This window comes from Neisseria sicca VK64, assembly GCF_000260655.1.
GTDB lineage: Bacteria > Pseudomonadota > Gammaproteobacteria > Burkholderiales > Neisseriaceae > Neisseria > Neisseria sicca_B.
The window spans coordinates 1-23,579 of sequence record NZ_AJMT01000069.1; the positions used below are offsets into that span (position 1 = coordinate 1).

The window sequence follows — 23,579 nt, forward strand, 5'->3', positions numbered from 1 at the left end:
CTTATAGTGGATTAAATTTAAATCAGGACAAGGCGGACGAAGCCGCAGACAGTACAGATAGTACGGAACCGATTCACTTGGTGCTTCAGCACCTTAGAGAATCGTTCTCTTTGAGCTAAGGCGAGGCAACGCCGTACCAGTTTAAAGTTAATCCACTATAAGGGTTCGATTTTTATTCAAAACCCTTATTCAGTCAACATGACGCCACTGATTTCAACCCGCCTTTTCAGACGACCCCTCGGTCTTTTGCATAACAACACCATCAAACCGCACTCGCCAACCCCATGCGCCTTGGTTTCCTATACAATATCGCGCAATACAAACCTACCCTACCACCATGTCCAAAAAAATCCTCATCATCACCCCGAGCTGGATCGGCGACTGCGTCATGACCCAGCCGCTTTACCGCCGCCTGCACGAACTCCATCCCGGCTGCACCATAGACGCATTCGCGCCCAAATGGTCGATGGCGGTGTTCGAGCGTATGCCCGAAATCAGCCGCGTCATCGAAAACCCGTTCGGACACGGCGCGTTGGAACTGAAAAAACGCTGGCGCATCGGGCGCGAACTGGGCAAACAGGGTTACGACCAAGTCATCGTCCTGCCCGGTTCGCTCAAATCCGCCCTCATCGCCTTCGCCACCGGCATCAAGCAGCGCACCGGCTATGTCGGCGAATCGCGCTATCTGCTGCTCAACGACATCCGCAAACTCGACAAAACCGCCCTGCCCCTGATGGTCGACCGCTACACCGCCCTCGCCCACCCGACGCAGGCAGACTTCAACGGACATTCCGATAACCCGCGTTTCACCATTTCCCCCGAAAGCCGCGCCGCCGCGCTTGCCAAATACGGATTAAACACCGACAAACCCGTTCTCGCCTTCTGTCCGGGCGCGGAATACGGCCCCGCCAAACGCTGGCCCGCGCGCCATTTCGCTGAACTCGGCCGCCGCTATCTGGCGGAAGGTTGGCAGATTTGGCTGTTCGGCTCGCAAAAGGATTTCGACATCGCCGAAGAAATCAACCGACTTTCAGACGACCTCTGCACCAACCTCTGCGGCAAAACCAACCTTTCCGAAGCGATTGACCTGCTCTCCTGCGCCGACACCGTCGTCTGCAACGACAGCGGCCTGATGCACCTCGCCGCCGCTCTCGACCGCAAACTCGTCGCCGCCTACGGCTCCTCCAGCCCCGACCACACCCCGCCCTTGAGCCAAAAAGCCAAAATCGTCAGCCTGCACCTCGAATGCTCGCCCTGCTTCAAACGCGAATGCCCGCTCGGTCATACCGACTGTCTGAACAAACTCACGCCGGACATGGTTCAAAAAGCGGCGGAGGAATTGGCGCAAACGGAATCTGAATAAGCCATCAACCGACAAATTCTATAGTGGATTAACTTTAAACCAGTACGGCGTTGCCTCGCCTTGCCGTACTATCTGTACTGTCTGCGGCTTCGTCGCCTTGTCCTGATTTAAATTTAATCCACTATAAATCAGCAGCAAAACCATACGACAAAAGGTCGTCTGAAACCTTATTCCGGTTTTCAGACGACCTTTAAGATGCTCAAAATCTGGGTATTTAATCTTGCAATGCGGCGGCGATTTCGTTGCGCAGTTTGTTTAAAAACCTGCCATGGCGCACCCATTGGGCGGCGGTTTCGTGGTCTTTCCCGGCAAAGGCCGTCCGCAAATCTTGATACAGCTTGTCTTGTTCACGGCTGATTTCTTGGTCCAACGCGCGCAGAGCTTCGTTGTTTTGCGCCATTTGCGCATCCATCAGCGCTTCGCGCCATTCCATTTGCTGCATGAGAAATTCAGGAGCGAAAGAGGTATGCTCCGGCGCGTCGGCGTCGATGCCCAATGTCTTCAACAGATACGCCGCGCGGTCGATGGGATTTTTCAAGGTGCGGTAGGCATCGTTGATGGTGGAAGACATCATCACTGCCTGCTTTTGCTCGAAGGCGGAGGCTGAAGCGAATTTGTCAGGATGGAAACGGGCAGCCAAGGCGCGGTAGGTTTGCTCCAAGCTTTCGGTGTCGATATCGAAATCGGGTTCAAGCTGGAAGAGTGTGAAATATTGAGACATAGCGGGATAATTAATGTGAAATTTTCGGCAGAAACCTGATTTTGCCTTATAATCCGCTGATTCTTAACCAAAAGGACTGAATATGAGCAGTAAAGTGCAACACAATAAAGGCAAAATACGCGACAATGCTTTAAAAGCCTTAGTGAAATCCGATTTGTTCCGACACAAGGTGGAACGGAAAAGAAAAGGCAAAGGCAGCTACAACAGGCAGGAAGCAAAAAAATGGTGGGACGGTTTTGATACTGTCCCGCCATTTTTATGTCTTAAACGTGGAAGCTCTCGCCGCAGCCGCAAGAGTCTTTGACATTCGGGTTTTCAAATTTGAAACCTTCCTGCAAGCCTTCTTTGGTGTAATCGACTTGCGTGCCGTCCAGATAAACCAGACTTTTCGGGTCGATATAGATGCGGGCGCCGTGTTCTTCGAATACCAAATCTTCGGCGCTGGCCTCATCGACAAATTCGAGGTTGTAGGCCATGCCCGAACAGCCGCTGGTTTTCACACCCAAGCGCACACCCAAGCCTTTGCCGCGCTTGGTCAGGTAGTTGTTGATGTATTTGGCTGCATTTTCTGTGATGGTAATCAAAATATTTGTCCTTTTTATATAGATTGAAAATACTTGTTTTCAGGTCGTCTGAAACTTGAGTTAACTTTTTGGCAACCTGCGGCGCCGCTGACGATACAGCAACACAGCCCAAATCAGCCAAATGCCCAGCCAAACGGGGAAGAGTGCTAACAAACTGAGCCAGCCATAAATACTGCCTGTCCAATCACAGTTAAGCGGCGTACGGAATGCAGAATCCAACCAGGTCCGAGAGGCTAAATATACCCGTGCAGTTTCGCCCCGTATCTCAGGACGCAAAGACAAGATTTCCACTTCGATATGGTTTAACCCAATCGGCGTATCCGCGCAGTCCAAACAGCGGATATCTATCCGCCGCCGCGCATGTGCTGCGCTTTTGCTTGTGCTTTGTGGCGTATAGACTTGATAAGTAATGTCGTCAGGCGAGGGTTCCACACTTGCCGCATGCAGTTTCGCCTGCCCGGATTCACGCTCATATCGTGATAAGGGGCGGTTGACTGTTTTGGAGCGCAACATAGGATAATTTTACCCGTGCACCTTCTTTTAAAACAATGCTTTGTGCAGGAGGATAGCAATTCACCACCGCAAATAAAACATATCCGACCAGCAGTATCAAACTATATGCGTAAAACAGTATTTTCGCGATACCGCATTTACCCATTTATCTAACCTTGTTCAATTTTCTGTTGTCTGTCGCTGCTGCGCCCAAACAACGGCAGCCTGCATGGCTGCACGCGCCTGCGGACTGTTTTTCCAACAGGTCGAGCCGGTCAATTTTGCGCCTTGTTCCAAAATGTCTTCCAAGTCCGCAGCAGCCAGCGTGGCAACATCATCCAAACCCATTTGCTGCAAACGCTGCAATACGGTTTTGCCTATGCCTTTGACGGCAAGCAGGGATTGGGCTTCTTCATCGGTAAAAGGCATGTCGTCTCCTTTGATTTTGCAAACGTATCGACTAAATATAAGCCTATGGCTTATCGCCCTCTCCCTAACCCTCTCCCGCGGGGAGAGGGATAGATTGGCAGGCAGTCCCAAATTTGGCGGCAACTTCAAAAGGATTAAGTTTCTGTGTCCTTACCCTCTTCTTACAGAAAGGCATGCCGTCTCTTTTGATTTTGCAGGTATCGACTAAATATAAGCCTTGGCTTATCGCCCTCTCCCTAACCCTCTCCCGCGGGGAGAGGGGATAGATTGGCAGGCAGTCCCAAATTTGACGGCAACTTCAAAAGGATTAGGTTTCTGTGTCCTTGACTTCCCACCTCCGAGGGAGATGGGAATAAATCATCAGGTTTGCTTTTTCCGGAAACCCTAAGACTTTCAGGAGTCCTATGAATGTCTGCCGACAAAGCACCCACTAATCGGGTTATTTGTTTTCCTGACGTTTGCGATAGTCGGCAACAGCCGCTTTTACCGCATCTTCAGCCAAGATGGAGCAGTGGATTTTCACCGGCGGCAATTCCAGTTCTTCGGCGATTTCGCTGTTTTTGATTGCCAGCGCGTCATCTAGGCTTTTGCCTTTGACCCACTCGGTAATCAAGCTGGATGAAGCGATGGCTGAACCGCAGCCGTAGGTTTTGAATTTGGCGTCTTCGATGATGCCTTCGTCGTTTACTTTGATTTGCAGGCGCATCACGTCGCCGCAGGCCGGCGCGCCGACCATGCCGGTGCCGACAGACTCGTCATTTTTATCGAAAGTACCGACATTGCGGGGGTTTTCATAGTGATCGATTACTTTATCGCTGTATGCCATGATGTGGTTTCCTTAATGTTTTTTGATGGTTTCAGTGGTTTGTTTGCCGGTTTTCAGACGACCTGAGTTAGATTTTGCACGCACCGCCTTCGCAGCCGTCGTCGTTTTCCGAATCGACGCCGCCTTCCACGGTAACGCCGTCAAAATCTTCAAGCAGGTTGTCGAGATTATCCAAATCTAAATCTTGTTCGTTCATGGTTTTGTATCCTTGATTTTAATGTGGTGGCTTTAGGTCGTCTGAAAAGGTCTTTTTGAGGTTTCAGACGACCTTTTTTTATTTTTTGACAGGGGATGGGTTAAATTGATTTATTAAATCAAACATTTAGATGAGTTTATAGATTTGTTGGAGCTTCACCACAATCTAAATTTCCTATGTTTACTATTTTTCATGCGCTCCTAATTGAAAACAACAATCTCTACTAAAAATCAAACGTAAATACCATCTTTCTTTATCATATGAAATTTCAACATTACTTTGCTGAGTTTTAGATTCATTTAAATGGTAATTTAATTTATTTATTAAATTATCTAAATCCGGATACCGATCATCCTGATGGATGTAATAATCAATTTTCTTACTAATTTCCGTCCTAATAGATAAATCTATATCTTTGATGTTAGAGTTTTCATGTCTAGAAACTAGTTTAATTGAATAATCTAATATTTTATGTTTTGCCATAATTTAAACACCATAGAATAGTCCAATTCTGCCAATATTCTCAGTATATTTATACGAAAATAAATGCAATTATCCAGATATCTTGGCAAGTAATCAGCTTTCAAATAATTAATGCGCCGCCCATTCAATCGAGTTCAAATCAATCCCGTCTTTGAACATTTCCCACAGCGGCGACAGTTCGCGCAGTTTGCCGATTTTGGATTTGATCAGTTCGGCGGCGAATTGCACTTCTTCTTCGGTGGTCATGCGGCCAAAGGTGATGCGCAGGGATGAGTGCGCCAGTTCGTCGTTGCGGCCGAGCGCGCGCAGGACGTAGCTGGGTTCGAGCGAGGCGGAGGTGCAGGCGGAGCCGCTGGATACGGCAAGTTCTTTCACCGCCATAATCAGGCTTTCGCCTTCGACGAAGTTGAAGCTGACGTTCAGGTTGTTCGGGGCGCGGTGTTCGAGGTCGCCGTTGATATAGACTTCTTCGATGCCTTCGATGCCTTTGAGGAAGATGTCGCGCAGTTTGCGGTAGTGCGCCATGTCTTGCTCGAGTTCTTCTTTGGCGATGCGGAAGGCTTCGCCCATGCCGACGATTTGGTGGGTCGGCAGGGTACCGCTGCGGAAGCCGCGTTCGTGGCCGCCGCCGTGCATTTGGGCTTCGAGGCGGACGCGGGGTTTGCGGCGGACGTACAGTGCGCCGATGCCTTTGGGTCCGTACACTTTGTGGCCGGACATGGACAGCAGGTCGATTTTGGCGGCTTCAACGTCCACAGGCACTTTGCCGCAGGCTTGGGCGGCATCGACGTGGAAGATGATTTTGCGTTCGCGGCAGATTTCGCCGATGGCGGGAATGTCTTGCACTACGCCGATTTCGTTGTTCACCCACATTACGGAAATCAGGATGGTGTCGTCGCGGATGGCGGCTTTGAGTTCTTCCAAATCGATTAAGCCGTTTTCTTGTACGCCGAGGTAGGTGACTTCAAAACCTTGGCGTTCGAGTTCGCGCATGGTGTCGAGCACGGCTTTGTGTTCGGTTTTGACGGTGATGAGGTGTTTGCCTTTGGTTTTGTAGAAGTTTGCCGCGCCTTTGATGGCAAGGTTGTCGGACTCGGTCGCGCCGCTGGTGAAGATGATTTCTTTGGGGTCGGCGTTAATCAGGGCGGCGATGTCGGCGCGGGCTTTTTCGACGGCTTCTTCTGCTTCCCAGCCGAATGCGTGGCTGTTGGAGGCGGGGTTGCCGAAGGTTTCGGTCAGATAGGGAATCATTTTTTCGGCAACGCGTTTGTCAACAGGAGTGGTGGCGGCGTAGTCGAGATAAACGGGGGTTTTGACGGTCATGGTTTGCTCTTTCTTTTTCTGTAATGTACTTAATGGATATGTGTAAATTGGATGACGTGGCTGCCGTCATCGCTGTTTTTCTGTTCGATGATGCTTTGCAGGGTAACGCTGCTGAGGTAATCGTTGATGGTTTTGTTCAGGTTTTCCCAAAGGTCGTGCGTCAGGCAAGGCGCACCGTGGTGGCAGTTGGCTTTGCTGCTGCATTGGGTGGCGTCCAGCTTGTCTTCGGCGGCGGAAATGATTTGGGCGATATTGATTTGTGCGGGAGGGGCGGCGAGGATGTAGCCGCCGCCGGGGCCGCGCAGGCTTTCGACCAGCCCGGCGCGCCGCAGTTTGCTGAATAGTTGTTCGAGATAGGAAAGCGAAATACTTTGGCGTTCGCTGATGGCGCTGAGTTTGACAGCGCCGGTTTGCGCGTTCATCGCCAAATCGATCATGGCGGTAACGGCAAAACGCCCTTTTGTGGTCAGTCTCATGGTAGGTGCCTGTGTCGGCTTTTTTATAGTGGTGCGATTGTCTAATATCTGAGTGATTCAGTCAAGTATATTCGGGCGTCTTCCGATTGTTTGTTTAAATGGCTGGGCGAATGGATTTTTATCTGCCTGAAGATTTCTCTTTTTTTATCTGAAGCTTGAATCCGAGGTCGTCTGAAAAGTGCTATTACCCTGCTTTTGGCGGGGTTAAAACCATTTGCTTTATAATTGCGATTGATATAGATTATCTAATTCATACTAAATCATTATGGTATTGTAAAAGGTCGTTTGAAAACGCCCTACCCGTTTCAGACGACCCAAGCCATAAGCAACCCCTTAACAGAGGTAATCAACAATGAAACGCGATTTGAGCAAAATGACCTGTATCGAAGACCTGCGCCTTGTCGCCAAGCGCAAGATGCCGCGCATGTTTTACGATTACATCGATTCAGGTTCTTGGACGGAAACCACCTACCGCGAAAACACTTCGGATTTCAAAGACATCCGCTTCCGCCAAAAGGTATTGGTCAATATGGAAGGCAGAAGCTTGGAAACCAAAATGATCGGTCAGGACGTGAAAATGCCGGTGGCGATTGCACCGACGGGCTTTACCGGCATGGCGCACGCCGACGGCGAAATCTTGGCGGCACGGGCGGCGGAGAAGTTCGGCATTCCTTTTACGCTGTCCACCATGTCCATCTGCTCGATTGAAGACGTTGCCGAAAACACCAGCGCGCCGTTTTGGTTTCAGCTTTATGTGATGCGCGACCGCGAGTTTATGGAAAACCTGATTAAGCGTGCGAAGGACGCCAAATGTTCGGCATTGGTATTGACCGCCGATTTGCAGGTTTTGGGCCAACGCCACAAAGACATCAAAAACGGCCTGTCCGCACCGCCGAAACCGACCATCGCCAATTTAATCAATCTGGCAACCAAGCCCGAATGGTGCATGAAAATGCTGAACACGGAACGCCGCACGTTCCGCAATATCGTCGGACACGCCAAAAACGTCGGCGATTTGTCTTCGCTGTCTTCGTGGACTTCCGAACAATTCGACCCGCGCCTGAGCTGGGACGACGTTGCCCGAATTAAAGATTTGTGGGGCGGCAAGCTGATTATCAAAGGTATTATGGAACCCGAAGATGCGGAAAAAGCAGCAAAAAGCGGCGCGGACGCATTGGTCGTTTCCAACCACGGCGGCCGCCAGCTCGACGACACCATATCCTCCATCAAAGCCTTGCCCGACATCGTCAGCGCAGTCGGCAGCGACATCGAAGTGTGGATGGACAGCGGCATCCGCAGCGGTCAAGACATCCTCAAAGCATGGGCTTTGGGCGCGAAAGGCACGATGATAGGCCGCGCGTTCCTCTACGGCTTGGGCGCATACGGCGAAGAAGGCGTTACCCGCGCGCTGGAAATCCTGTATAAGGAAATGGACATATCCATGGCGTTTACCGGTCATCGCAATATTCAGGACGTTGACGCCAGCATCCTACAAAGCACGCGCTGGCCGAATGACAAATTCTGATTGCTTTGAAAACACCAAACCGGCGGTTAAACAGATTAACCGCCGGTTTGGTGTTTCATATACAAAGGTCGTCTGAAAATATGTTTTCAGACGACCTCATCATTATCAGGCATTCATCTTGTCTTCAAACGCAGCCAAAATCCGCGCGACTTCCTCCGCGTCTTTGACCGCCCTTACCGCGTCAAACAATTCCTGCGCTTCTCCAAATTCTTTCTTCATCATGCCCAGCCATTGTTTCAGGCGGGCGACGGGGTATTTGTTGTTCGCTTCTTTGGCGAGACACAAATGGAAAAATTGGTTTATCCACACTGAAACTTCGGCGAAATCGGTATCGCGGACGGTTTCGCCGTTTTCGTATTGTTTGATTTGGCGCGCCAAATCGGGACGGATGACGGCGCCGCGGCCGAGCATGACGCTGTTGCAGCCCGTCATTTCTTTAATGCCGATATAGTCTTTGAGGCTGAACACGTCGCCGTTGGCGGTTACGGGAATAGCGACGTGTTCGCGGATTTTGCGTATCCATTCCCAATGCGCGGGCGGTTCGTAGCCTTCGACTTTGGTGCGGGCGTGTACGATCAGGGCGCAAGCTCCGCCTTCGGCAATGGCGGCGGCGCATTCGAGCGCAAGGCTTTTGTCTTCGTAACCGAGCCGCATTTTGCCGGTGAGCGGGATATGTTCGGGCAGGCGTTGGCGCAGGGTTTTGACGATATGGTGGATGAGGTCAGGCTCTTTGAGCAGGACGGCGCCGCCTTTGTGTTTGTTGACTGTGGGGGCGGGACAGCCGAAATTGAGGTCGATTTTGTCCGCACCGAAGCGGACGGCTTCCAAGGCGTTGACCGCCATATTTTCGGCATCACTGCCCAAAAGCTGGACGGTACAGGGCGTGCCGGTGGGGGTCTTGTTACCGTTGGCGATTTCGGGGGCGTATTTGAGCCAGGTGGAACGGGAATGGACGGTGTGGGTAATGCGGACGAACTCGCTGACGCATTCGTCGTAGCCGCCGATACGGGTCAGCAAATCGCGCATCACATCGTCCACCAGCCCCTGCATAGGAGCAAGGATAAGCTGCATATCGGAGGAGGTCGTCTGAAAAAAGGAAATGCGTATTGTAGCGGTATATCGGTTAAAATACACGCTTGCCACGAAGAACTGACCGCCGCCATTGCCGAACTGCCTTGATTTCCCGATTTTGATTTTTCAGACGACCCCTTTTCAGACGACCTCATCATGAACCCGAAAATTCCCGCCACAGCAGCCATGTTGGTCAAAAATTCGGAACGCTATCTGCACGAAGTTTTGACCGCACTTCAAGACTTCGACGAAGTATTGCTGCTCGACAACGGCTCGACCGACCGTACCTTCGAAATCGCCGAACGCTTCACCAACGTCAGTTATTACAAATACGACTTCATCGGCTTCGGCCCGATGAAAAATCTTGCCGCCCGCCTCGCGCAAAACAATTGGATCTTCAGCATAGACAGCGACGAAGTGGCAGACGGAGAACTGATTGCCGCCATCCGCAAAGCCGTGGCGGAAAACAAAGAACAAAACATCTTCTCGCTCTCGCGCCTGAACCACTACAACGGCCGCCTGATCAAAGCCTGCGGCTGGTATCCCGACATTATCCCGCGCCTTTACCACCGCCGGTTTACCCGCTTTTCCGACCGTCAGGTGCATGAATCGCTGATTTTGCCGCCCGATGCAAACGTCCGTCCGCTCGAAGGTCGTCTGAAACACTATTCCTTCGAAAACGCCGAAGGGTTGATTCAAAAAATGCAGCAATACAGCTCGCTCTACGCCGAAGAAAACCGCTACAAAAAAGACAGCTCGCCCTTCAAAGCCCTGTTGCACGGCAGCGTATCGTTTGTCAAAAACTACCTACTCAAACGCGGTTTCGCCTACGGCGCGGACGGCTTGACCATTTCCATCGCCAATGCGCAAGGTTCGTACTACAAATATGTCAAACTTTACGAGCGCAACCGCAATATCAGCGTCGCCTTGATTATTACCACCTACAACCGTCCCGACGCGCTGGAGCTGGTTTTGAAATCCGCACTCGCGCAAACCCGCCTGCCCGACGAAATCATCGTCGCGGACGACGGTTCGCGCCAAGACACCGCCGAAGTCGTCGAGTTCATCCGCAGCCATACCGACATCCCCGTCAAACATTCTTGGCGGCCGGACGACGGCTTCCGTGCCGCCGAATCACGCAACCGCGCGCTGGCGCAGGCAAAAAGCGACTACGTCATCCTTATCGACGGCGACATGATACTCGACCCGTCCTTCATCGCCGACCATCTCAAGCTCGCACGCAAAGGCAGGCTGATACAGGGTTCGCGCGTCATCCTGACCCAAAGCCGCACCCAGGAAATTTTAGATTCCGGCGAATTGCCCGATTTGTGCGCGTTCAGCCAAGGCATAGAAAAACGCCTGTCCGCCCTGCGCTGCCGCAGCCTGTCCTTCCTGATTGGCAGACAAAGCAGCCGCAAACACAAAGGCATCAAAACCTGCAATATGGGCTTTTTCCGCAGCGATGCGCTGGCCGTCAACGGCTTCGACAACCGCTTTGTCGGCTGGGGGCGCGAAGACAGCGAGTTCGTCGCCCGCCTCTTCCATAACGGCATGAAACGCCACAACCTCAAATTCGCCGGCATCGCCTACCACCTCTGGCACCACGAAGCCGAACGCGGCGCCCTGCCGCAAAACGACGCCCTGCTCAAAGCCACGCTGTCCGAACAAAAAATCCGCTGCGAAGACGGCATGGACGAATTCATAAAATAAACCGTTTTGCGCGTGTTTCCCCCTCAAACGTCGTCTGAAACCTTTCAGACGACGTTTTACCTTCAAGCAGCCGTTCAACCATCAAATCTTTACTGAAACCAAACACTTGCAGTGTTATACTATCAATACAACGACAAACTACTCACACACTACGGTTACACATCATGTCCCCCCGCCCGATTACCATCACCTCATACAACATGCACAAAGGCATGTCCGCGCTCAACCGCAAAGTCCAAGTGGACAGCATGGCGGAAGAGCTTCGCGGCATAGGCTCGGATGTCCTGTTTTTACAGGAAGTGCAAGGTCAACACCTGACCCGCAGCAGCAGGCTGCCCGATTTTCCCGAAAAACCGCATTATGACATCCTCGGCGATCGCCTCTCCTACAACCGCAGCTACGGCAAAAACGCCGTTTACCCGCAGCGCCACCACGGCAACGCCATCCTCAGCCGCCTGCCGCTGGAAACCCGCCACAACCTCAACATCAGCGTCAACAAACTCGAACAGCGCGGCGTACTCCATTGCGAAGTCCTGCCCGAAGGCTGGGAAACCCCGCTCGTCTGCCTCTGCGCCCACCTCAACCTGCGCGAACCCGACCGCGCCAAACAATACCGTGCCATCTTCGAATACGTCGTGCATCACATAGACCCGCAAAGCCCGCTGATTCTCGCCGGCGACTTCAACGACTGGCGGCAAAAATCCGCCCTATCCTTAGGCAACGCCTTGAACCTGAAAGAAGTATTCGTGGACAGCAACGGCAAACGCCCCAAAACCTTCCCCGCCCGCCTGCCCGTCCTCAGTCTCGACCGCGTCTATACCCGCAACTTGGAAGTCCTAGACTCCCAAATCCACAATGGCAAAAACTGGCAACGCCTCTCCGACCACTTGCCCTTAAGCGTCAAAGTCAGACCCAAACTGCCTTGACCGCCCCCATGCCAAAGGTCGTCTGAAAACCTGAAATCGGGATTTTCAGACGACCTTTTTATGTCGGCAAATCAACTTCAAGCCATCATTCAATCAACTTCAAACTCAGCAAACTTTTTACGAAATCCAATACAACCCCGGCCCGTCCAAACTCAAAAATATGATTTTCCGAGGTACCCAAATGCCAAAGTTGTATTGTTTGACGTCTGTTTACACATTATCGGGTTTTAGTTAAAATTATTATATAAATAATAATCATAATCAATTTATGTTATTTTGCAGCTCTAAAGAAACAAAGCATTTTTTCCGCCGTTCCTTTCCACACAATCGGTAACCTACGGATATTTTCCTTTTGTTTTGTCAAAATGCCCTTCCCTTGCGTGAAGCAAGCGCATCCATATCAACGGTCCGAACAAACCGTTTAATCAATTGGCTGCAACCCCATTACATTCGGTTCGCGTTTTATTTTCCGATGCCATCTGGAAGCATTTCAGATTTCGCCTATTTTCAAGCTGTTGCGAACAAAGGAAAATCCATCATGAAACCTGTCAAATCCGTCGAATTCCCCTCTACGCCCAAAATATTGGTTTTATTCTTGAGTATGCTGTGGCATACGCCGTTATGGGCGGAAAATACTACCCCCACCCAAAGCGTGCAGATGGATACCATTACCGTCAAAGCCCATCGCAACCGGGATAAAAGCGGCCACACCCAAGTCTATAGCCGTGATATCAGCAATATGTACAAAGGCAAACAGGAAATCGAAACCTACCGCGGCAGCAGCGTAGCCGATTTAATCGGCGGCATGGCGGGAGTTTACAGCGGCGACGCGCGCAACAGCGGCGCGCTCGACCCCAACATACGCGGCATTCAGGGCGAAGGCAAAGTTCCAGTAACGGTAGACGGCACGGAACAGGCAATCAGCGTATGGCGAGGATTTGAAGGCATATCCAACCGCAACTACATCGACCCGAACCTTATCAGCAGCGTGTATGTGGAAAAAGGCGCATCGGCAAATCGCGACATCCGCACCGGCATAGGCGGTTCGGTCAGCATGAAAACGCTGGAAATCGACGACATCGTGCCAAAAGATCAAAAATTTGGTATGGAAGTCAAGATGGAAACCGGCAACAATACCATCAAACAGCGGGAATACGCCCACGCCGAAACTTGGGGTACGGACTACCGCCGTTATCCCAAACCCTATTCTTTTGACCGCATGGAATGGGCGATTATGCTGGATGATAGCGACCGTCAAAAACAACGCTTCGGCGGGCGAGGAAAATTATTTAAAGACAACGCCTTCCGTATTTCAGCTGGTATGCGCGGCGAAGTGTTTGACGGCTTGATTGCCTACGCATGGCGCGACAAGGGCAATTACTTTGCCGGCAGCAAGGGGGCGGAACGCTACGGCTACCTCCCCAATGCCAGCTCCATGACCGAGGAAGAATTTACCAAAAAAGTTACGGATATTCAGGAATATACCGCCAATGTCGGTACGTATTACCATCCGTCCGGCGAAGTGGCCAACACCTCCCTGAATATGCGTTCGTGGCTGGGCAAAGGCACGTTCAAACTGCCCGACAACCAAAAAATACAGCTCGGCATACGCCATACCAACACCCGTTTCGGCGAAATCATGCCGTACAGCATCCTGTTCGGCAATATCGGCGGCAGCAAACTCAAATCCGACGGCTCCGCCCAAACCGATATGAGTAGGCTCACAAAAGGCACGCTGATGGCGGAATGGCCGCAGGCATGGGTAAAACAGACCGCCGTCAATCTGGATTATTCTTGGAACCCCGAGAACAGCCGCTGGGTAGATTTGAAGGCGGGGATTTGGGGGGCGTTTAACAATTCGCAAACCAACTCCACGGGCGGCTATCCTGCATCGACCCTATTCCTCGACAAAGCATTCAACGACAAATACGCCGAAGACTGGTATTACAAAGGCAAAGAGCCGGAATGGGACAAACTGCCGCCCAACACCAACAACCGTTTTACCGTTTTCAACGCTGCCGCCTACCGCGCCAAAAACAACCGCTTGGGCATCAATTTGTCCAACCGCATGAAGCTGGCCGATACACTCGAACTGACCCTGACGGGTGATTACCAACGCGAAAAACTCAAAGGCAGCAGCGACACCAGTTGGATACTCGCCCTGCCGCACGACGAATACCGCAAACTGGTGTGGGACGACCCCGAAACCACTTTAAACTCCAACTTCGCCATGACCATGCCGCGCCAAGGAAAACGCAATGAATGGAATGTCGGCTTCAACTTCAAATACGAACCGACGCCGTGGCTGACACTGAACGCCGGCGGCCGCTATACCGACTACCGCATGACCGATACCTTCGTCCGCGATTATCTGTCCAAACACCGCGACCGCTTGGAAGCAGAAGGCGAATTTAACGTATTGTCTGAAAACAGCCGCAATGTCGCCGCCATCGGCAGCAGACTGGCCACTCCGGAAGAATACCGTGCCCGCATGGATTTGAAAGCCAGATATGAAGCCGCATTGAAAGCCTATGAAGAAAGCCCCGAAGTGGTGCGTACGCAAGCGGCATGGGATGCATACGACCAAAAATTTTGGGCATGGATAAAAACCCTGCCCGTACCCGATTACGCCTGGGCGCTGGAAAATATGCCCGAAGAAACGGAAAGGCGGAAAAGCGGCTACCCTGATTTCATCCCGTGGCCGCAAGAGCTGACCGATTTAAGCGAAGAATACAACAATTCAACCACACTGCCCGCCAATATAGAACAGGGCTATATGCCACTTACCGACTGCACGACAGACCCTGCGGCAGGAAACTGCATTTATTGGAAAAACGGCGAAAACCCCGTTTCAGACGGCCGTCTGAAACAATTTGCCGAAAAAGGCATCAATCAAGCCACCGGAGAAGTCGAAAACAAATACCAAGGCGGCACACTAATTGGTGCAAAAAGCCCCGTTGCCGAATACCGGCACCTGACCGAAGAAGAACTGCGCAACTCATGGAAAAAAAGCGGCCACGCCTTCGCCCCCATGTTCTCCGCCACCGTCAAACTCGGCGACCACACCCGCCTGTTTGCCCGTTACACCGAATTCAAACGCTTCCCCAGCATGTATGAAGGCACATTCGGTTTCGGCAACCACAGCATCGCCAAGCTGTTCAGCATCCCCTTCGACCGCACCCGCTACCCGCTCAAACCCGAACACGCCAAAAACTGGGAAATCTCCCTCAGCCACGACTTCACCCGCCTGCTGCCCAAAATGCGTTACGCGGACGTGCGGCTGACCTACTTCCACAACAAAACCCACAACGTCATCGACCGCAACTATGCCACCTGGCAAATCAGCAATTACGACAAACAAGTCATCAGCGGCTTAGAGCTGCAAACCCGCTTCGACAACGGCCGTGTTTTCGGCGACTTGGGCGTGGTGCGCAACATGAAAAACGAAGTCTGCGACCGCCGCGCCATTGAGCAGCAATATGATGTAGACCAATACGTCTCGCACGGCCGCACCTTCCCCGTACCTTACTGTCAAAACGGCGGTTTCGCCAGCGGTTGGCTGATCAACCGCATCCAGCCGCGCTGGTCGGTCGTTGCCAACCTCGGCGGCAGGTTCCTAAACGAAAAACTCGAAATCGGTTCGCGCCTGACCTTCCACAGCCGCGTTGAAGACAAACAACAGCCCTCCGCCCGCTGGCGCGAATACTACCTGCAACGTGACGGCGCAAACAGCAAAGCTTTCAACAGCGACAACGGCAACGCCAACTGGCAGCCCGTTACTGTCGTGGATGCCTATGTGCGTTACAAATTCAACAAACATTTCAGCGCAGAGCTAACGGGCAGCAACCTGACCGACCGCTATTACCTCGACCCCATGAGCCGCTCCTATATGCCCGCCCCGGGCCGCACCCTGCGCATCGGTTTGACAGGGAAATGGTGATTTCATCCAACAGAAAACAGCCTCTTTGCGTACTGGCAAAACATTAAGGTCGTCTGAAAAACAATTTTCAGACGACCTTTGGACAAGCTTTATTTTTAAGAAGCCAATACGCGCGGGAACAGGATTTCATTTTCCAAATGGATATGGTTGGTCAAATCGTCCACCATTTCGCGTGCCAATGTATACAGGCGCGTCCAGCTTCCGCAGGCGTTTTCGGGAACGGTCAGGTTATTGGTCAATTCAAGCAGCTTGGCTACGGCTTGGTCGTGTTCCTCATGCTCGTGCATCATCACATTAATCGGCATTGCCGCTCCGCGGCCGACGCCTTGTTTGATCATCGGAAACAGCATGCGCTCTTCCTTCATCATGTGCATCAGCAGTTCGTTTTGCATATAGGCAAGCAACTCCGGCACTTCAGCCGGAAAACTGTCGGCATGAACTTCCGCAACTTTTTGAGCCAACGGAACCAGCTCTTCAAATTGCCCGCGGTGTACATCGTGGTAGCGTTGCAGGATATGATCGATGGTTGCACCAAACGGTGCGGTTTCCCATACGGTAAAATCAGTCATGGCAGTATCCTTGGATTTGTGTCAGGCCGGCGTATTCAGACGACCTTTTTAAAGATGGATTTTTTATGAATGTATATAACGGAGTGAAGGATACACCTGCAAAACTGATTTGTATAGATGGAAACAAAACGTATAACAAATTGAGAATAAAAGTAATTTCTTTTTCAAAGAGAGACTGAAGCAGCTTGCTGCCTGAATTGAAGGCAAGAAAAAAGCCCGTCTTGGTCAAGACGGGCTATTTGGAATCTGGCAGAGAGGAAGGGATTCGAACCCTCGATACGCTATTCACGTATACACGCTTTCCAGGCGTGCGACTTAAACCACTCATCCACCTCTCTGTGGAATCAAACATATTTTGTCGTCTGATATTGTAGCTTAATCAGACAAATAAATCTATTCAATAAAAAATCCGGATAAGCCGGATAATTGATTTGGTGCCCAGGAGAAGACTCGAACTTCCACACCCGTGAGGATACTAGCACCTGAAGCTAGCGCGTCTACCAATTCCGCCACCTGGGCAATTAGGATGGATAAGCAAAGCGGCGACCAAAAGGTTTGGTGCCCAGGAGAAGACTCGAACTTCCACGCCCGTGAGGACACTAGCACCTGAAGCTAGCGCGTCTACCAATTCCGCCACCTGGGCTTTGCTTTATTTCCTGTTTTGCGTTACAGTGATTGACTATTTCGCAAAGAAGCGGTCATTATATATTTTAGAAAAAGAATGTCAACCAATAAAATGAACAAAAATATTAAATCTTTAAATTTACGAGAAAAAGACCCGTTTTTGAAACGGGAGAAACAACGTTACGAACATCCGCTGCCAAGCAGGGAGTGGATCATTGAATTATTGGAGCAAAAAGGCGTGCCGTCGAAAATCGAAGTCTTGGCACGCGAGTTGTCGATTACGGAAGAAGAGTACGAATTTTTCGAACGTCGTCTGAAAGCGATGGCGCGGGACGGTCAGGTTTTAATCAACCGCCGCGGTGCGGTTTGCGCGGCGGACAAATTGGATTTGGTCAAATGCCGTGTCGAGGCGCACAAAGACGGCTTCGGCTTCGCCGTACCGCTCACGCCCACCAAAGACGGTGATTTTGTCTTATATGAACGCCAAATGCGCGGCATCATGCACGGCGACATCGTGACCGTCCGCCCTGCCGGCATCGACCGCAAAGGCCGCCGAGAAGGAACGGTTTTAGATATTGTCGAACGCGCGCAAAGCAAAGTGGTCGGTCGTTTCTATATGGATCGCGGCGTGGCGATTTTGGAAGCAGAAGACAAACGCCTGAACCAAAGCATTGTTTTGGAACCTGACAGCGTCGCACATTTCAAACCCGAATCCGGTCAGGTCATCGTCGGCGAAATCGAGACTTATCCTGAGCAAAACCGCCCTGCCGTGGCGAAAATCATCGAAGTATTGGGCGATTATGCCGACAGCGGCATGGAAATCGAAATCGCCGTGCGCAAACACCATTTGCCGCACCAATTCAGCGAAGCGTGTACCAAAGCCGCGAAAAAAATCCCCGACCATGTTCGCAAAAGTGATTTGAAAGGCCGCGTCGATTTGCGCGATTTGCCTTTGGTAACCATAGACGGTGAAACGGCGCGCGATTTCGACGATGCCGTGTTTGCCGAAAAAATCGGACGCAATTACCGTTTGGTCGTGGCGATTGCCGATGTCAGCCATTATGTCCGCCCCGATGACGCTATCGACACGGACGCGCAGGAACGCAGCACCAGCGTTTACTTCCCGCGCCGCGTGATTCCCATGCTGCCGGAAAACCTGTCCAACGGCATCTGCTCGCTCAATCCCGATGTCGAGCGTTTGTGCATGGTGTGCGACATGGTCATCACTTACGCGGGCAATATTAAAGAATATCGCTTCTACCCTGCGGTTATGCGTTCCCATGCCCGCCTGACTTACAACCAAGTCTGGGATTGGATTTCAGACGACCTAGACCACCCGCACAAAGCCCAAATCGACACTCTCTACAAACTCTTCAAAATCCTTCAGAAAAAACGCTTCGAACGCGGCGCGGTGGAGTTTGAAAGCGTCGAAACCCAAATGCTTTTCGACGACAACGGCAAAATCGAAAAAATCGTGCCCGTTGTCCGCAATGACGCCCACAAACTGATTGAAGAGTGTATGTTGGCGGCGAACGTCTGCGCGGCAGAGTTCCTGATAAAAAACAAGCACACCGCCCTCTTCCGCAACCACTTAGGCCCGACACCCGAAAAACTCGCCACTCTGCGCGAGCAGCTCGGCTTATTAGGTTTGCAACTGGACGGCGGCGACAATCCGACGCCGAAAGACTATGCCGCGCTTGCCGAACAATTCAAAGGCAGACCCGATGCCGAATTGCTGCAAGTCATGATGTTGCGCTCCATGCAGCAGGCAGTTTACGAACCGCATTGCGACGGACACTTCGGCCTTGCCTACGAAGCATACGCCCACTTCACCTCCCCCATCCGCCGCTATCCCGACCTGACCGTACACCGCGCCATCAAAGCCGTGTTGAACCAGCAAACCTACACGCCAAGCAAAAGCTGGCAGGCTTTGGGCGTACACACCTCATTCTGCGAACGCCGCGCCGACGATGCCAGCCGCGACGTGGAAAACTGGCTGAAAACCTATTACATGCGCGATAAAGTCGGCGAAATATTCGAAGGCAAAATCTCCGGCATGACCAACTTCGGCCTCTTCGTTACGCTGGACGGCATCCACATCGACGGCTTGGTACACATCAGCGATTTGGGCGAAGACTATTTCAACTTCCGTCCCGAAATCATGGCGATAGAAGGCGAACGCAGCGGCATCCGTTTCAACATGGGCGACAAAGTCAGCGTCCGAGTGGCGCGCGCCGATTTGGACACCAGCAAAATCGACCTGACCTTGATCAGCGGCGGAAGCAGCGACAAAAAACGCCGCACCAAAACCACCGCCCAAACCGGCTCGAAAACCAAGCGCAAACTGACGGCGAAAGAAATCGACGACGCAATGAAAACGCCTGTAAAACAGGAAAAACCCGCCGCCAAACGCCGCAGCAAAGCCCAACCGGCCAGCGCAGCAACGTCGTCTGAAAACGGCAAAAAGAAAACCGCCAAAGCCAAAACAGCAACGGAAAAAGCCAAACGCAAAGACAAGAAGCCAAGCAAAAGCGTGAAAATCAAGGTGAAAACCTCGGATACCGCGCCAACCAAGCGCAAAGGCAGAAGCAAGGCTAAATAGTCTGTCTTTTGGCCAACTTCAAAAGCTGTTTAACGGACAGGTGCGATAAAAAACGGCGGTTGTTCATCATCTACATTTCTACATAACCACCGTTCCATTCCGCCTTAATCCGAGACTAAAAAGGTCGTCTGAAAACCTGTTTCCAAGTTTTCAGACGACCTTGCTTCATTTGTTCATCAGGTAAATTGTTATTTCACCTTAGTCGCCATCAACGTATGCAACCGGCGGTTGTCGGCGCGGGCGACAGTGAACTGCAAACCGCCGATCACGACTTTTTCGCCACGCACGGGCAGGTGTCCCAATTCCTGAATGACCAGCCCGCCGATGCTGTCGGCTTCTTCGCTGCTGTAATCCGTACCGAAAAAGGCGTTGATGTCTTCGATTTCGGTTACGGCATTGATACGCCAGCGTTCGGTGGAAACGGCGTGGATATTGTCCGCGCTTTCGTCTTCGTCAAACTCGTCTTCGATGTCGCCGACGATTTGTTCGATAATGTCTTCAAAAGTTACCAAACCCGATGTGCCGCCGTATTCGTCGATGACGATTGCCATGTGGTTGCGCTGCTCGCGGAATTCTTTCAAAAGCGCGTTCAGTGATTTGCCTTCGGGTACAAAGACGGCGGGACGAAGGATGGATTTGAGGTTGAACTGCTCGGGATTGAACATGTATTTGAGCAGGTCTTTGGCATGCAGGATGCCGAGGACTTCGTCTTTGTCTTCGCCGATGACGGGGAAACGGGAATGGGCGGTTTCGATGACGTAGGCGGTGATGCGCTCGATGCTGTCGTTTTCTTTCAAAACGTTCATGTGGCTGCGGGTAATCATGGCATCGCGCACTTCCAAATCGGCAAAGTCGAGGACTTTTTCCAGCCGCAAAAGTGTATCCGCGTCAAACACTTCCTGCTCGTGCGCCTGCCGCAGCAGGCTGAGTACGTCTTCGGCGGAATCGGGTTCGCCGGCAAGTCGGGAAATCAAACGTTCGAAAAATGTCGGTTTCGACCGGGTATCGTCCATTTCAGTATTCATCCTCTTGGTAGGGGTTGGGATAACCTGCCGCCTGCATCAGGCGGATTTCGAGCGCCTCCATTTCTTCGGCATCTGCCTCTTCGATGTGGTCGTAGCCCATCAGGTGCAGCGTCCCGTGCATGGTCAGGTGGGCAAAGTGCTGCTCGGCGGTTTTGCCCTGCTCGACGGCTTCTTTCAATACGACTTGCGGGCAGATGATCAAATCGCCGCAAAGCTCGTCTGAAAACTGATCGGGCAGGATTTCGCCTTCGTTCAAGGCAAAACTCAACACATTGGTGGCGTAGTCTTTGCCGCGGTAATTGCGGTTGTAGGCGCGGGCTTCTTCTTCGTCCAGAAGAATCAGGCTGATGTCGGCGCGGCGGTATTCGTTTTTCAACGCCGCCCATGCCCAGCGGTAGAAATCGCGTTCGCTCGGAAGATTGGCAGCGGTTGAGGCGTTTTCAAAATTCAGGCAGAAACGTTGCCGCTGCAACGATAAGAAGGGATATTTTTTGGCGCGTTTCATGCTGTAAGGCTGTTGGGGTTAAAATGTTTTTAGAGAATAAGTTTTATTTTACGGCAGTATGAACTAACATCATGCTGACAGATCTTGTATCCGTTTCTTGCGGTCTGTCGAAATCGGCATTTCAATGCCGGTACACATTATAGTTTATTTCGTTGCAACAGATATAGTGCAACGGCTTCTCCGACAGCTTCGCAGCGGAATACCTTTATCAACCACGGTAATTGCAAATGAACAAATTTCTTTTCCCCCTACTGATTGCCCTGACAGCCTGCTCCCCGCAAAACAAAATCGAAACGTCGGCTGCCAAACCGACGGAAACTCAGGTCGAAAAAAACAGCGGCGATACGGTCAAAATGACAGGAACAGTCCATTATTCGCTCGAACAGGCGGAATTTACCGCCGACGGGAAAACCTATTTCATCAACGGCGGCGACAGCCTGATGGACCAAGTAGAAAAAAACCGCCTGAGTTCCGGCTCATATAACGTTACCCTGAACAATGTCTGCATTCAGGGAAAAGTGCTGACCAAAGAACAAAACCAAGGCAACGGATTCGGCCCCTTGGGCAAGTACAGTCAGGCGGTTAGCGTAGAAAGTTTGTGTTAGACTGTCGAACTTCCCGCTTCATGAATTAGAAAATCAGAAACTGCAAATGAACCCGAAAAAACTCGTTATCGCCAGCCGCGAAAGCCTGCTTGCCATGTGGCAGGCAAAACATATCCAAGGTCGTCTGAAAACCCTGTATCCCGACTGCGAAGTCGAAATCTTGGGCATGACCACACGCGGCGACCAGATTTTGGACAAAACCCTGTCGAAAATCGGCGGCAAAGGCCTGTTTATCAAAGAGTTGGAACAAGCCTTGCAAGACGGACGCGCCGATTTGGCGGTGCATTCGATTAAAGACGTGCCGATGGATTTGCCCGAAGGCTTCGCCCTTGCCGCCATCGGCGAGCGCGCCAATCCGTTTGATGCGTTCGTATCCAACCAATACGCGCGTTTGGAAGAAATGTCCAAAGGCGCCGTCGTCGGCACATCCAGCCTGCGACGCGAAGCCCAGTTGCGCGCCCGCTACCCGCACTTAGTGATTAAACCCCTGCGCGGCAACGTGCAAACCCGCCTGTCCAAACTCGACAACGGTGAATACGATGCCATCATCCTCGCCGCCGCCGGATTGCAGCGTTTGGAACTGGACGAACGCATCCGCCTGATTCTCTCCGAAGCCGACAGCCTGCCCGCTGCCGGACAAGGCGCGTTGGGCATCGAAATCGCCGCACACCGCACTGACCTTCTTGACGTATTAAAACCCTTAAACCACGATGTCACACACGCCTGCGTGACCGCCGAACGCGCCCTCGCCCGCGCTTTGGGCGGAAGCTGCCAAGTACCGCTTGCCGCGTATTGCACCGAAGAAGACGGCCTGCTCACCCTGCGCGGACTGGTCGGACACCCCGACGGCTCGGTAATCTTGCAGGCAGACGCGCAAGCCCCCTCCGCCTACGCCGATGCGCTCGGACGCGCGGTCGCCAAAAAGCTGGCGGATGACGGCGCGCAAGAATTGATTGAAGCCGTATTGAAAGAACAAGCCGAATAAATCGGTTCGCAAAAAAAAGGTCGTCTGAAAACTGAACTGCACCCCAAAAGTTGGACACATCCCCTCCAACTCACAAGGTGCAGTTTTTTTATGAGCAAATATACATTACACTTCAAATACCAAGCCGTACTCCACTACCTGCATATACGCAGCCAACAGCGTACCGCAGACCACTACGGCATTTCCCGAACCCACCTGAGACGATGGATACGCGCCTATCAAGAAGGCGGTATCGGCGCACTCGAACATCCCCAATCCAAAACCATGCCCCAACATCGAAAAAACCCCTTCATCGCAGATAAACCCGACCAAGAAAAAACACAGGCAGAGCTTATTGAAGAACTGTGCTATATGCGCGCAGAGGTCGCCTACCTAAAGGAGTTAAAAGCCCTCAGCCAAAAACAGACCGAAAAGGACAAAGCCAAACCGTCCAAACACTGAGGGCGCAACACCCGCTCAAATACCTGCTGCACATCGCAAACCTGCCCAAAAGCAGCTTTTACTACCACCACCAAGACCGACCCGACCCCGACGCAGCCGACAAAGCCCTCCTCGTCGAAACCTACCGGCGGCATAAAGGACGCTACGGACAAAGGCGC

The 23,579-nt window shown here is 51.8% G+C and carries 22 protein-coding genes and 3 tRNA genes; 10 read left to right on the forward strand and 15 right to left on the reverse strand.

All coding sequences use genetic code 11. The features are described from left to right. Positions 1-337 precede the first annotated feature (337 nt). Complete coding sequence (waaF, locus tag HMPREF1051_RS04190) at positions 338-1,363, forward strand: lipopolysaccharide heptosyltransferase II (RefSeq protein WP_003764821.1); 1,026 nt, start codon at positions 338-340, stop codon at positions 1,361-1,363. Between the two features lie 214 nt (positions 1,364-1,577). Here waaF and hscB read toward each other — a convergent pair whose 3' ends face one another. Then, on the reverse strand, positions 1,578-2,084 hold the full coding sequence (gene hscB / locus HMPREF1051_RS04195) for a Fe-S protein assembly co-chaperone HscB (RefSeq protein WP_003764819.1): 507 nt from the start codon (positions 2,082-2,084) through the stop codon (positions 1,578-1,580). An 82-nt stretch (positions 2,085-2,166) separates the two neighbouring features. On the opposite strand from hscB, the gene HMPREF1051_RS13070 reads away from it, so the two are divergent. Continuing rightward, positions 2,167-2,388 carry an alternative ribosome-rescue factor A gene (locus HMPREF1051_RS13070; protein ID WP_003764848.1) on the forward strand — a complete coding sequence of 74 codons (222 nt, stop codon included), beginning with the start codon at positions 2,167-2,169 and terminating at the stop codon, positions 2,386-2,388. Here HMPREF1051_RS13070 and iscA read toward each other — a convergent pair. From iscA to iscR, 7 genes are all read right to left on the reverse strand, one after another. Further along, positions 2,348-2,668, reverse strand: coding sequence for an iron-sulfur cluster assembly protein IscA (gene iscA, locus HMPREF1051_RS04200; RefSeq protein WP_003764837.1), 321 nt, complete (start codon positions 2,666-2,668; stop codon positions 2,348-2,350). The two genes, HMPREF1051_RS13070 and iscA, sit on opposite strands and share 41 nt — an antisense overlap. A gap of 672 nt (positions 2,669-3,340) precedes the next feature. Continuing rightward, positions 3,341-3,589, reverse strand: coding sequence for a hypothetical protein (locus HMPREF1051_RS04205; RefSeq protein ID WP_003764856.1), 249 nt, complete (start codon positions 3,587-3,589; stop codon positions 3,341-3,343). 439 nt (positions 3,590-4,028) lie between these two features. After that, complete coding sequence (gene iscU / locus HMPREF1051_RS04210) at positions 4,029-4,415, reverse strand: Fe-S cluster assembly scaffold IscU (protein WP_003674559.1); 387 nt, start codon at positions 4,413-4,415, stop codon at positions 4,029-4,031. A 67-nt stretch (positions 4,416-4,482) separates the two neighbouring features. Next, on the reverse strand, positions 4,483-4,611 hold the full coding sequence (locus tag HMPREF1051_RS15445) for a hypothetical protein (RefSeq protein ID WP_002234986.1): 129 nt from the start codon (positions 4,609-4,611) through the stop codon (positions 4,483-4,485). A gap of 183 nt (positions 4,612-4,794) precedes the next feature. Further along, a complete protein-coding gene (locus HMPREF1051_RS14210; RefSeq protein WP_003764851.1) occupies positions 4,795-5,094 on the reverse strand; it encodes a hypothetical protein in 300 nt (99 codons plus the stop codon). 108 nt (positions 5,095-5,202) lie between these two features. Next, entirely contained in the window at positions 5,203-6,417 is a 1,215-nt protein-coding gene (locus HMPREF1051_RS04215) for an IscS subfamily cysteine desulfurase (RefSeq protein WP_003764834.1), read from the reverse strand. Between the two features lie 29 nt (positions 6,418-6,446). Next, a complete protein-coding gene (gene iscR / locus HMPREF1051_RS04220) occupies positions 6,447-6,893 on the reverse strand; it encodes a Fe-S cluster assembly transcriptional regulator IscR (protein WP_003764827.1) in 447 nt (148 codons plus the stop codon). Positions 6,894-7,245: 352 nt separating this feature from the next. On the opposite strand from iscR, the gene HMPREF1051_RS04225 reads away from it, so the two are divergent. Then, complete coding sequence (locus HMPREF1051_RS04225) at positions 7,246-8,418, forward strand: alpha-hydroxy acid oxidase (protein ID WP_003764853.1); 1,173 nt, start codon at positions 7,246-7,248, stop codon at positions 8,416-8,418. Positions 8,419-8,523: 105 nt separating this feature from the next. Here the strand turns inward: HMPREF1051_RS04225 and HMPREF1051_RS04230 are convergent, their stop codons facing one another. Then, the gene (locus HMPREF1051_RS04230) at positions 8,524-9,489 is read right to left on the reverse strand and encodes a tRNA dihydrouridine synthase (protein WP_036491781.1); all 966 of its coding nucleotides are present in this window, start codon (positions 9,487-9,489) and stop codon (positions 8,524-8,526) included. Between the two features lie 156 nt (positions 9,490-9,645). On the opposite strand from HMPREF1051_RS04230, the gene HMPREF1051_RS04235 reads away from it, so the two are divergent. The 3 genes from HMPREF1051_RS04235 (at position 9,646) to HMPREF1051_RS04245 (ending at position 16,065) form a co-directional block, all read left to right on the forward strand. Further along, positions 9,646-11,199 (forward strand): glycosyltransferase family 2 protein, encoded by a 1,554-nt coding sequence (locus HMPREF1051_RS04235; RefSeq protein WP_003764829.1) that lies wholly within the window; start codon positions 9,646-9,648, stop codon positions 11,197-11,199. A 164-nt stretch (positions 11,200-11,363) separates the two neighbouring features. After that, a complete protein-coding gene (locus tag HMPREF1051_RS04240) occupies positions 11,364-12,125 on the forward strand; it encodes an endonuclease/exonuclease/phosphatase family protein (RefSeq protein ID WP_003764812.1) in 762 nt (253 codons plus the stop codon). A 538-nt stretch (positions 12,126-12,663) separates the two neighbouring features. Further along, entirely contained in the window at positions 12,664-16,065 is a 3,402-nt protein-coding gene (locus tag HMPREF1051_RS04245; RefSeq protein ID WP_003764839.1) for a TonB-dependent receptor domain-containing protein, read from the forward strand. A gap of 95 nt (positions 16,066-16,160) precedes the next feature. On the opposite strand, the gene dnrN is transcribed toward HMPREF1051_RS04245, so the two are convergent. From dnrN to HMPREF1051_RS04265, 4 genes are all read right to left on the reverse strand, one after another. Next, the gene (gene dnrN, locus HMPREF1051_RS04250; protein WP_003757595.1) at positions 16,161-16,634 is read right to left on the reverse strand and encodes an iron-sulfur cluster repair protein DnrN; all 474 of its coding nucleotides are present in this window, start codon (positions 16,632-16,634) and stop codon (positions 16,161-16,163) included. A gap of 247 nt (positions 16,635-16,881) precedes the next feature. Continuing rightward, a tRNA-Ser gene (locus tag HMPREF1051_RS04255) sits at positions 16,882-16,972 on the reverse strand. Between the two features lie 94 nt (positions 16,973-17,066). Beyond that, a tRNA-Leu gene (locus tag HMPREF1051_RS04260) sits at positions 17,067-17,153 on the reverse strand. 37 nt (positions 17,154-17,190) lie between these two features. Next, positions 17,191-17,277: transfer RNA gene (locus HMPREF1051_RS04265), tRNA-Leu, on the reverse strand. Positions 17,278-17,370: 93 nt separating this feature from the next. Here HMPREF1051_RS04265 and rnr point away from each other — a divergent pair. Next, positions 17,371-19,860, forward strand: coding sequence for a ribonuclease R (gene rnr / locus HMPREF1051_RS04270; protein ID WP_155815285.1), 2,490 nt, complete (start codon positions 17,371-17,373; stop codon positions 19,858-19,860). Positions 19,861-20,048: 188 nt separating this feature from the next. Here the strand turns inward: rnr and HMPREF1051_RS04275 are convergent, their stop codons facing one another. Further along, positions 20,049-20,873: an HlyC/CorC family transporter gene (locus tag HMPREF1051_RS04275; protein ID WP_003757575.1), complete on the reverse strand. Its 825-nt coding sequence runs from the start codon at positions 20,871-20,873 to the stop codon at positions 20,049-20,051. Between the two features lies 1 nt (position 20,874). Continuing rightward, positions 20,875-21,390 carry an rRNA maturation RNase YbeY gene (gene ybeY, locus HMPREF1051_RS04280; RefSeq protein ID WP_003764859.1) on the reverse strand — a complete coding sequence of 172 codons (516 nt, stop codon included), beginning with the start codon at positions 21,388-21,390 and terminating at the stop codon, positions 20,875-20,877. 227 nt (positions 21,391-21,617) lie between these two features. Here ybeY and HMPREF1051_RS04285 point away from each other — a divergent pair, with 227 nt between their 5' ends. From HMPREF1051_RS04285 to HMPREF1051_RS04295, 3 genes are all read left to right on the forward strand, one after another. Beyond that, a complete protein-coding gene (locus HMPREF1051_RS04285) occupies positions 21,618-21,995 on the forward strand; it encodes a hypothetical protein (RefSeq protein WP_003764847.1) in 378 nt (125 codons plus the stop codon). 46 nt (positions 21,996-22,041) lie between these two features. Further along, entirely contained in the window at positions 22,042-22,980 is a 939-nt protein-coding gene (gene hemC / locus HMPREF1051_RS04290) for a hydroxymethylbilane synthase (protein WP_003764855.1), read from the forward strand. Positions 22,981-23,070: 90 nt separating this feature from the next. After that, on the forward strand, positions 23,071-23,421 hold the full coding sequence (locus tag HMPREF1051_RS04295) for a helix-turn-helix domain-containing protein (RefSeq protein ID WP_003756443.1): 351 nt from the start codon (positions 23,071-23,073) through the stop codon (positions 23,419-23,421). Positions 23,422-23,579 lie beyond the last annotated feature (158 nt).

Excerpts from the sequence above, each read along its gene's own strand:
- HMPREF1051_RS04230 (WP_036491781.1), bottom strand. The coding sequence starts at position 9,489 with ATGCAGCTTATCCTTGCTCCTATGCAGGGGCTGGTGGACGATGTGATG.
- HMPREF1051_RS04275 (WP_003757575.1), bottom strand. The coding sequence starts at position 20,873 with ATGGACGATACCCGGTCGAAACCGACATTTTTCGAACGTTTGATTTCC.
- iscR (WP_003764827.1), bottom strand. The coding sequence starts at position 6,893 with ATGAGACTGACCACAAAAGGGCGTTTTGCCGTTACCGCCATGATCGAT.
- HMPREF1051_RS04285 (WP_003764847.1), top strand. The coding sequence starts at position 21,618 with ATGAACAAATTTCTTTTCCCCCTACTGATTGCCCTGACAGCCTGCTCC.
- HMPREF1051_RS15445 (WP_002234986.1), bottom strand. The coding sequence starts at position 4,611 with ATGAACGAACAAGATTTAGATTTGGATAATCTCGACAACCTGCTTGAA.
- waaF (WP_003764821.1), top strand. The coding sequence starts at position 338 with ATGTCCAAAAAAATCCTCATCATCACCCCGAGCTGGATCGGCGACTGC.
- rnr (WP_155815285.1), top strand. The coding sequence starts at position 17,371 with ATGAACAAAAATATTAAATCTTTAAATTTACGAGAAAAAGACCCGTTT.
- hemC (WP_003764855.1), top strand. The coding sequence starts at position 22,042 with ATGAACCCGAAAAAACTCGTTATCGCCAGCCGCGAAAGCCTGCTTGCC.
- HMPREF1051_RS04205 (WP_003764856.1), bottom strand. The coding sequence starts at position 3,589 with ATGCCTTTTACCGATGAAGAAGCCCAATCCCTGCTTGCCGTCAAAGGC.
- HMPREF1051_RS13070 (WP_003764848.1), top strand. The coding sequence starts at position 2,167 with ATGAGCAGTAAAGTGCAACACAATAAAGGCAAAATACGCGACAATGCT.
- HMPREF1051_RS04295 (WP_003756443.1), top strand. The coding sequence starts at position 23,071 with ATGAGCAAATATACATTACACTTCAAATACCAAGCCGTACTCCACTAC.
- ybeY (WP_003764859.1), bottom strand. The coding sequence starts at position 21,390 with ATGAAACGCGCCAAAAAATATCCCTTCTTATCGTTGCAGCGGCAACGT.
- hscB (WP_003764819.1), bottom strand. The coding sequence starts at position 2,084 with ATGTCTCAATATTTCACACTCTTCCAGCTTGAACCCGATTTCGATATC.
- HMPREF1051_RS14210 (WP_003764851.1), bottom strand. The coding sequence starts at position 5,094 with ATGGCAAAACATAAAATATTAGATTATTCAATTAAACTAGTTTCTAGA.
- HMPREF1051_RS04215 (WP_003764834.1), bottom strand. The coding sequence starts at position 6,417 with ATGACCGTCAAAACCCCCGTTTATCTCGACTACGCCGCCACCACTCCT.
- dnrN (WP_003757595.1), bottom strand. The coding sequence starts at position 16,634 with ATGACTGATTTTACCGTATGGGAAACCGCACCGTTTGGTGCAACCATC.
- HMPREF1051_RS04225 (WP_003764853.1), top strand. The coding sequence starts at position 7,246 with ATGAAACGCGATTTGAGCAAAATGACCTGTATCGAAGACCTGCGCCTT.
- HMPREF1051_RS04240 (WP_003764812.1), top strand. The coding sequence starts at position 11,364 with ATGTCCCCCCGCCCGATTACCATCACCTCATACAACATGCACAAAGGC.
- iscU (WP_003674559.1), bottom strand. The coding sequence starts at position 4,415 with ATGGCATACAGCGATAAAGTAATCGATCACTATGAAAACCCCCGCAAT.
- HMPREF1051_RS04245 (WP_003764839.1), top strand. The coding sequence starts at position 12,664 with ATGAAACCTGTCAAATCCGTCGAATTCCCCTCTACGCCCAAAATATTG.
- HMPREF1051_RS04235 (WP_003764829.1), top strand. The coding sequence starts at position 9,646 with ATGAACCCGAAAATTCCCGCCACAGCAGCCATGTTGGTCAAAAATTCG.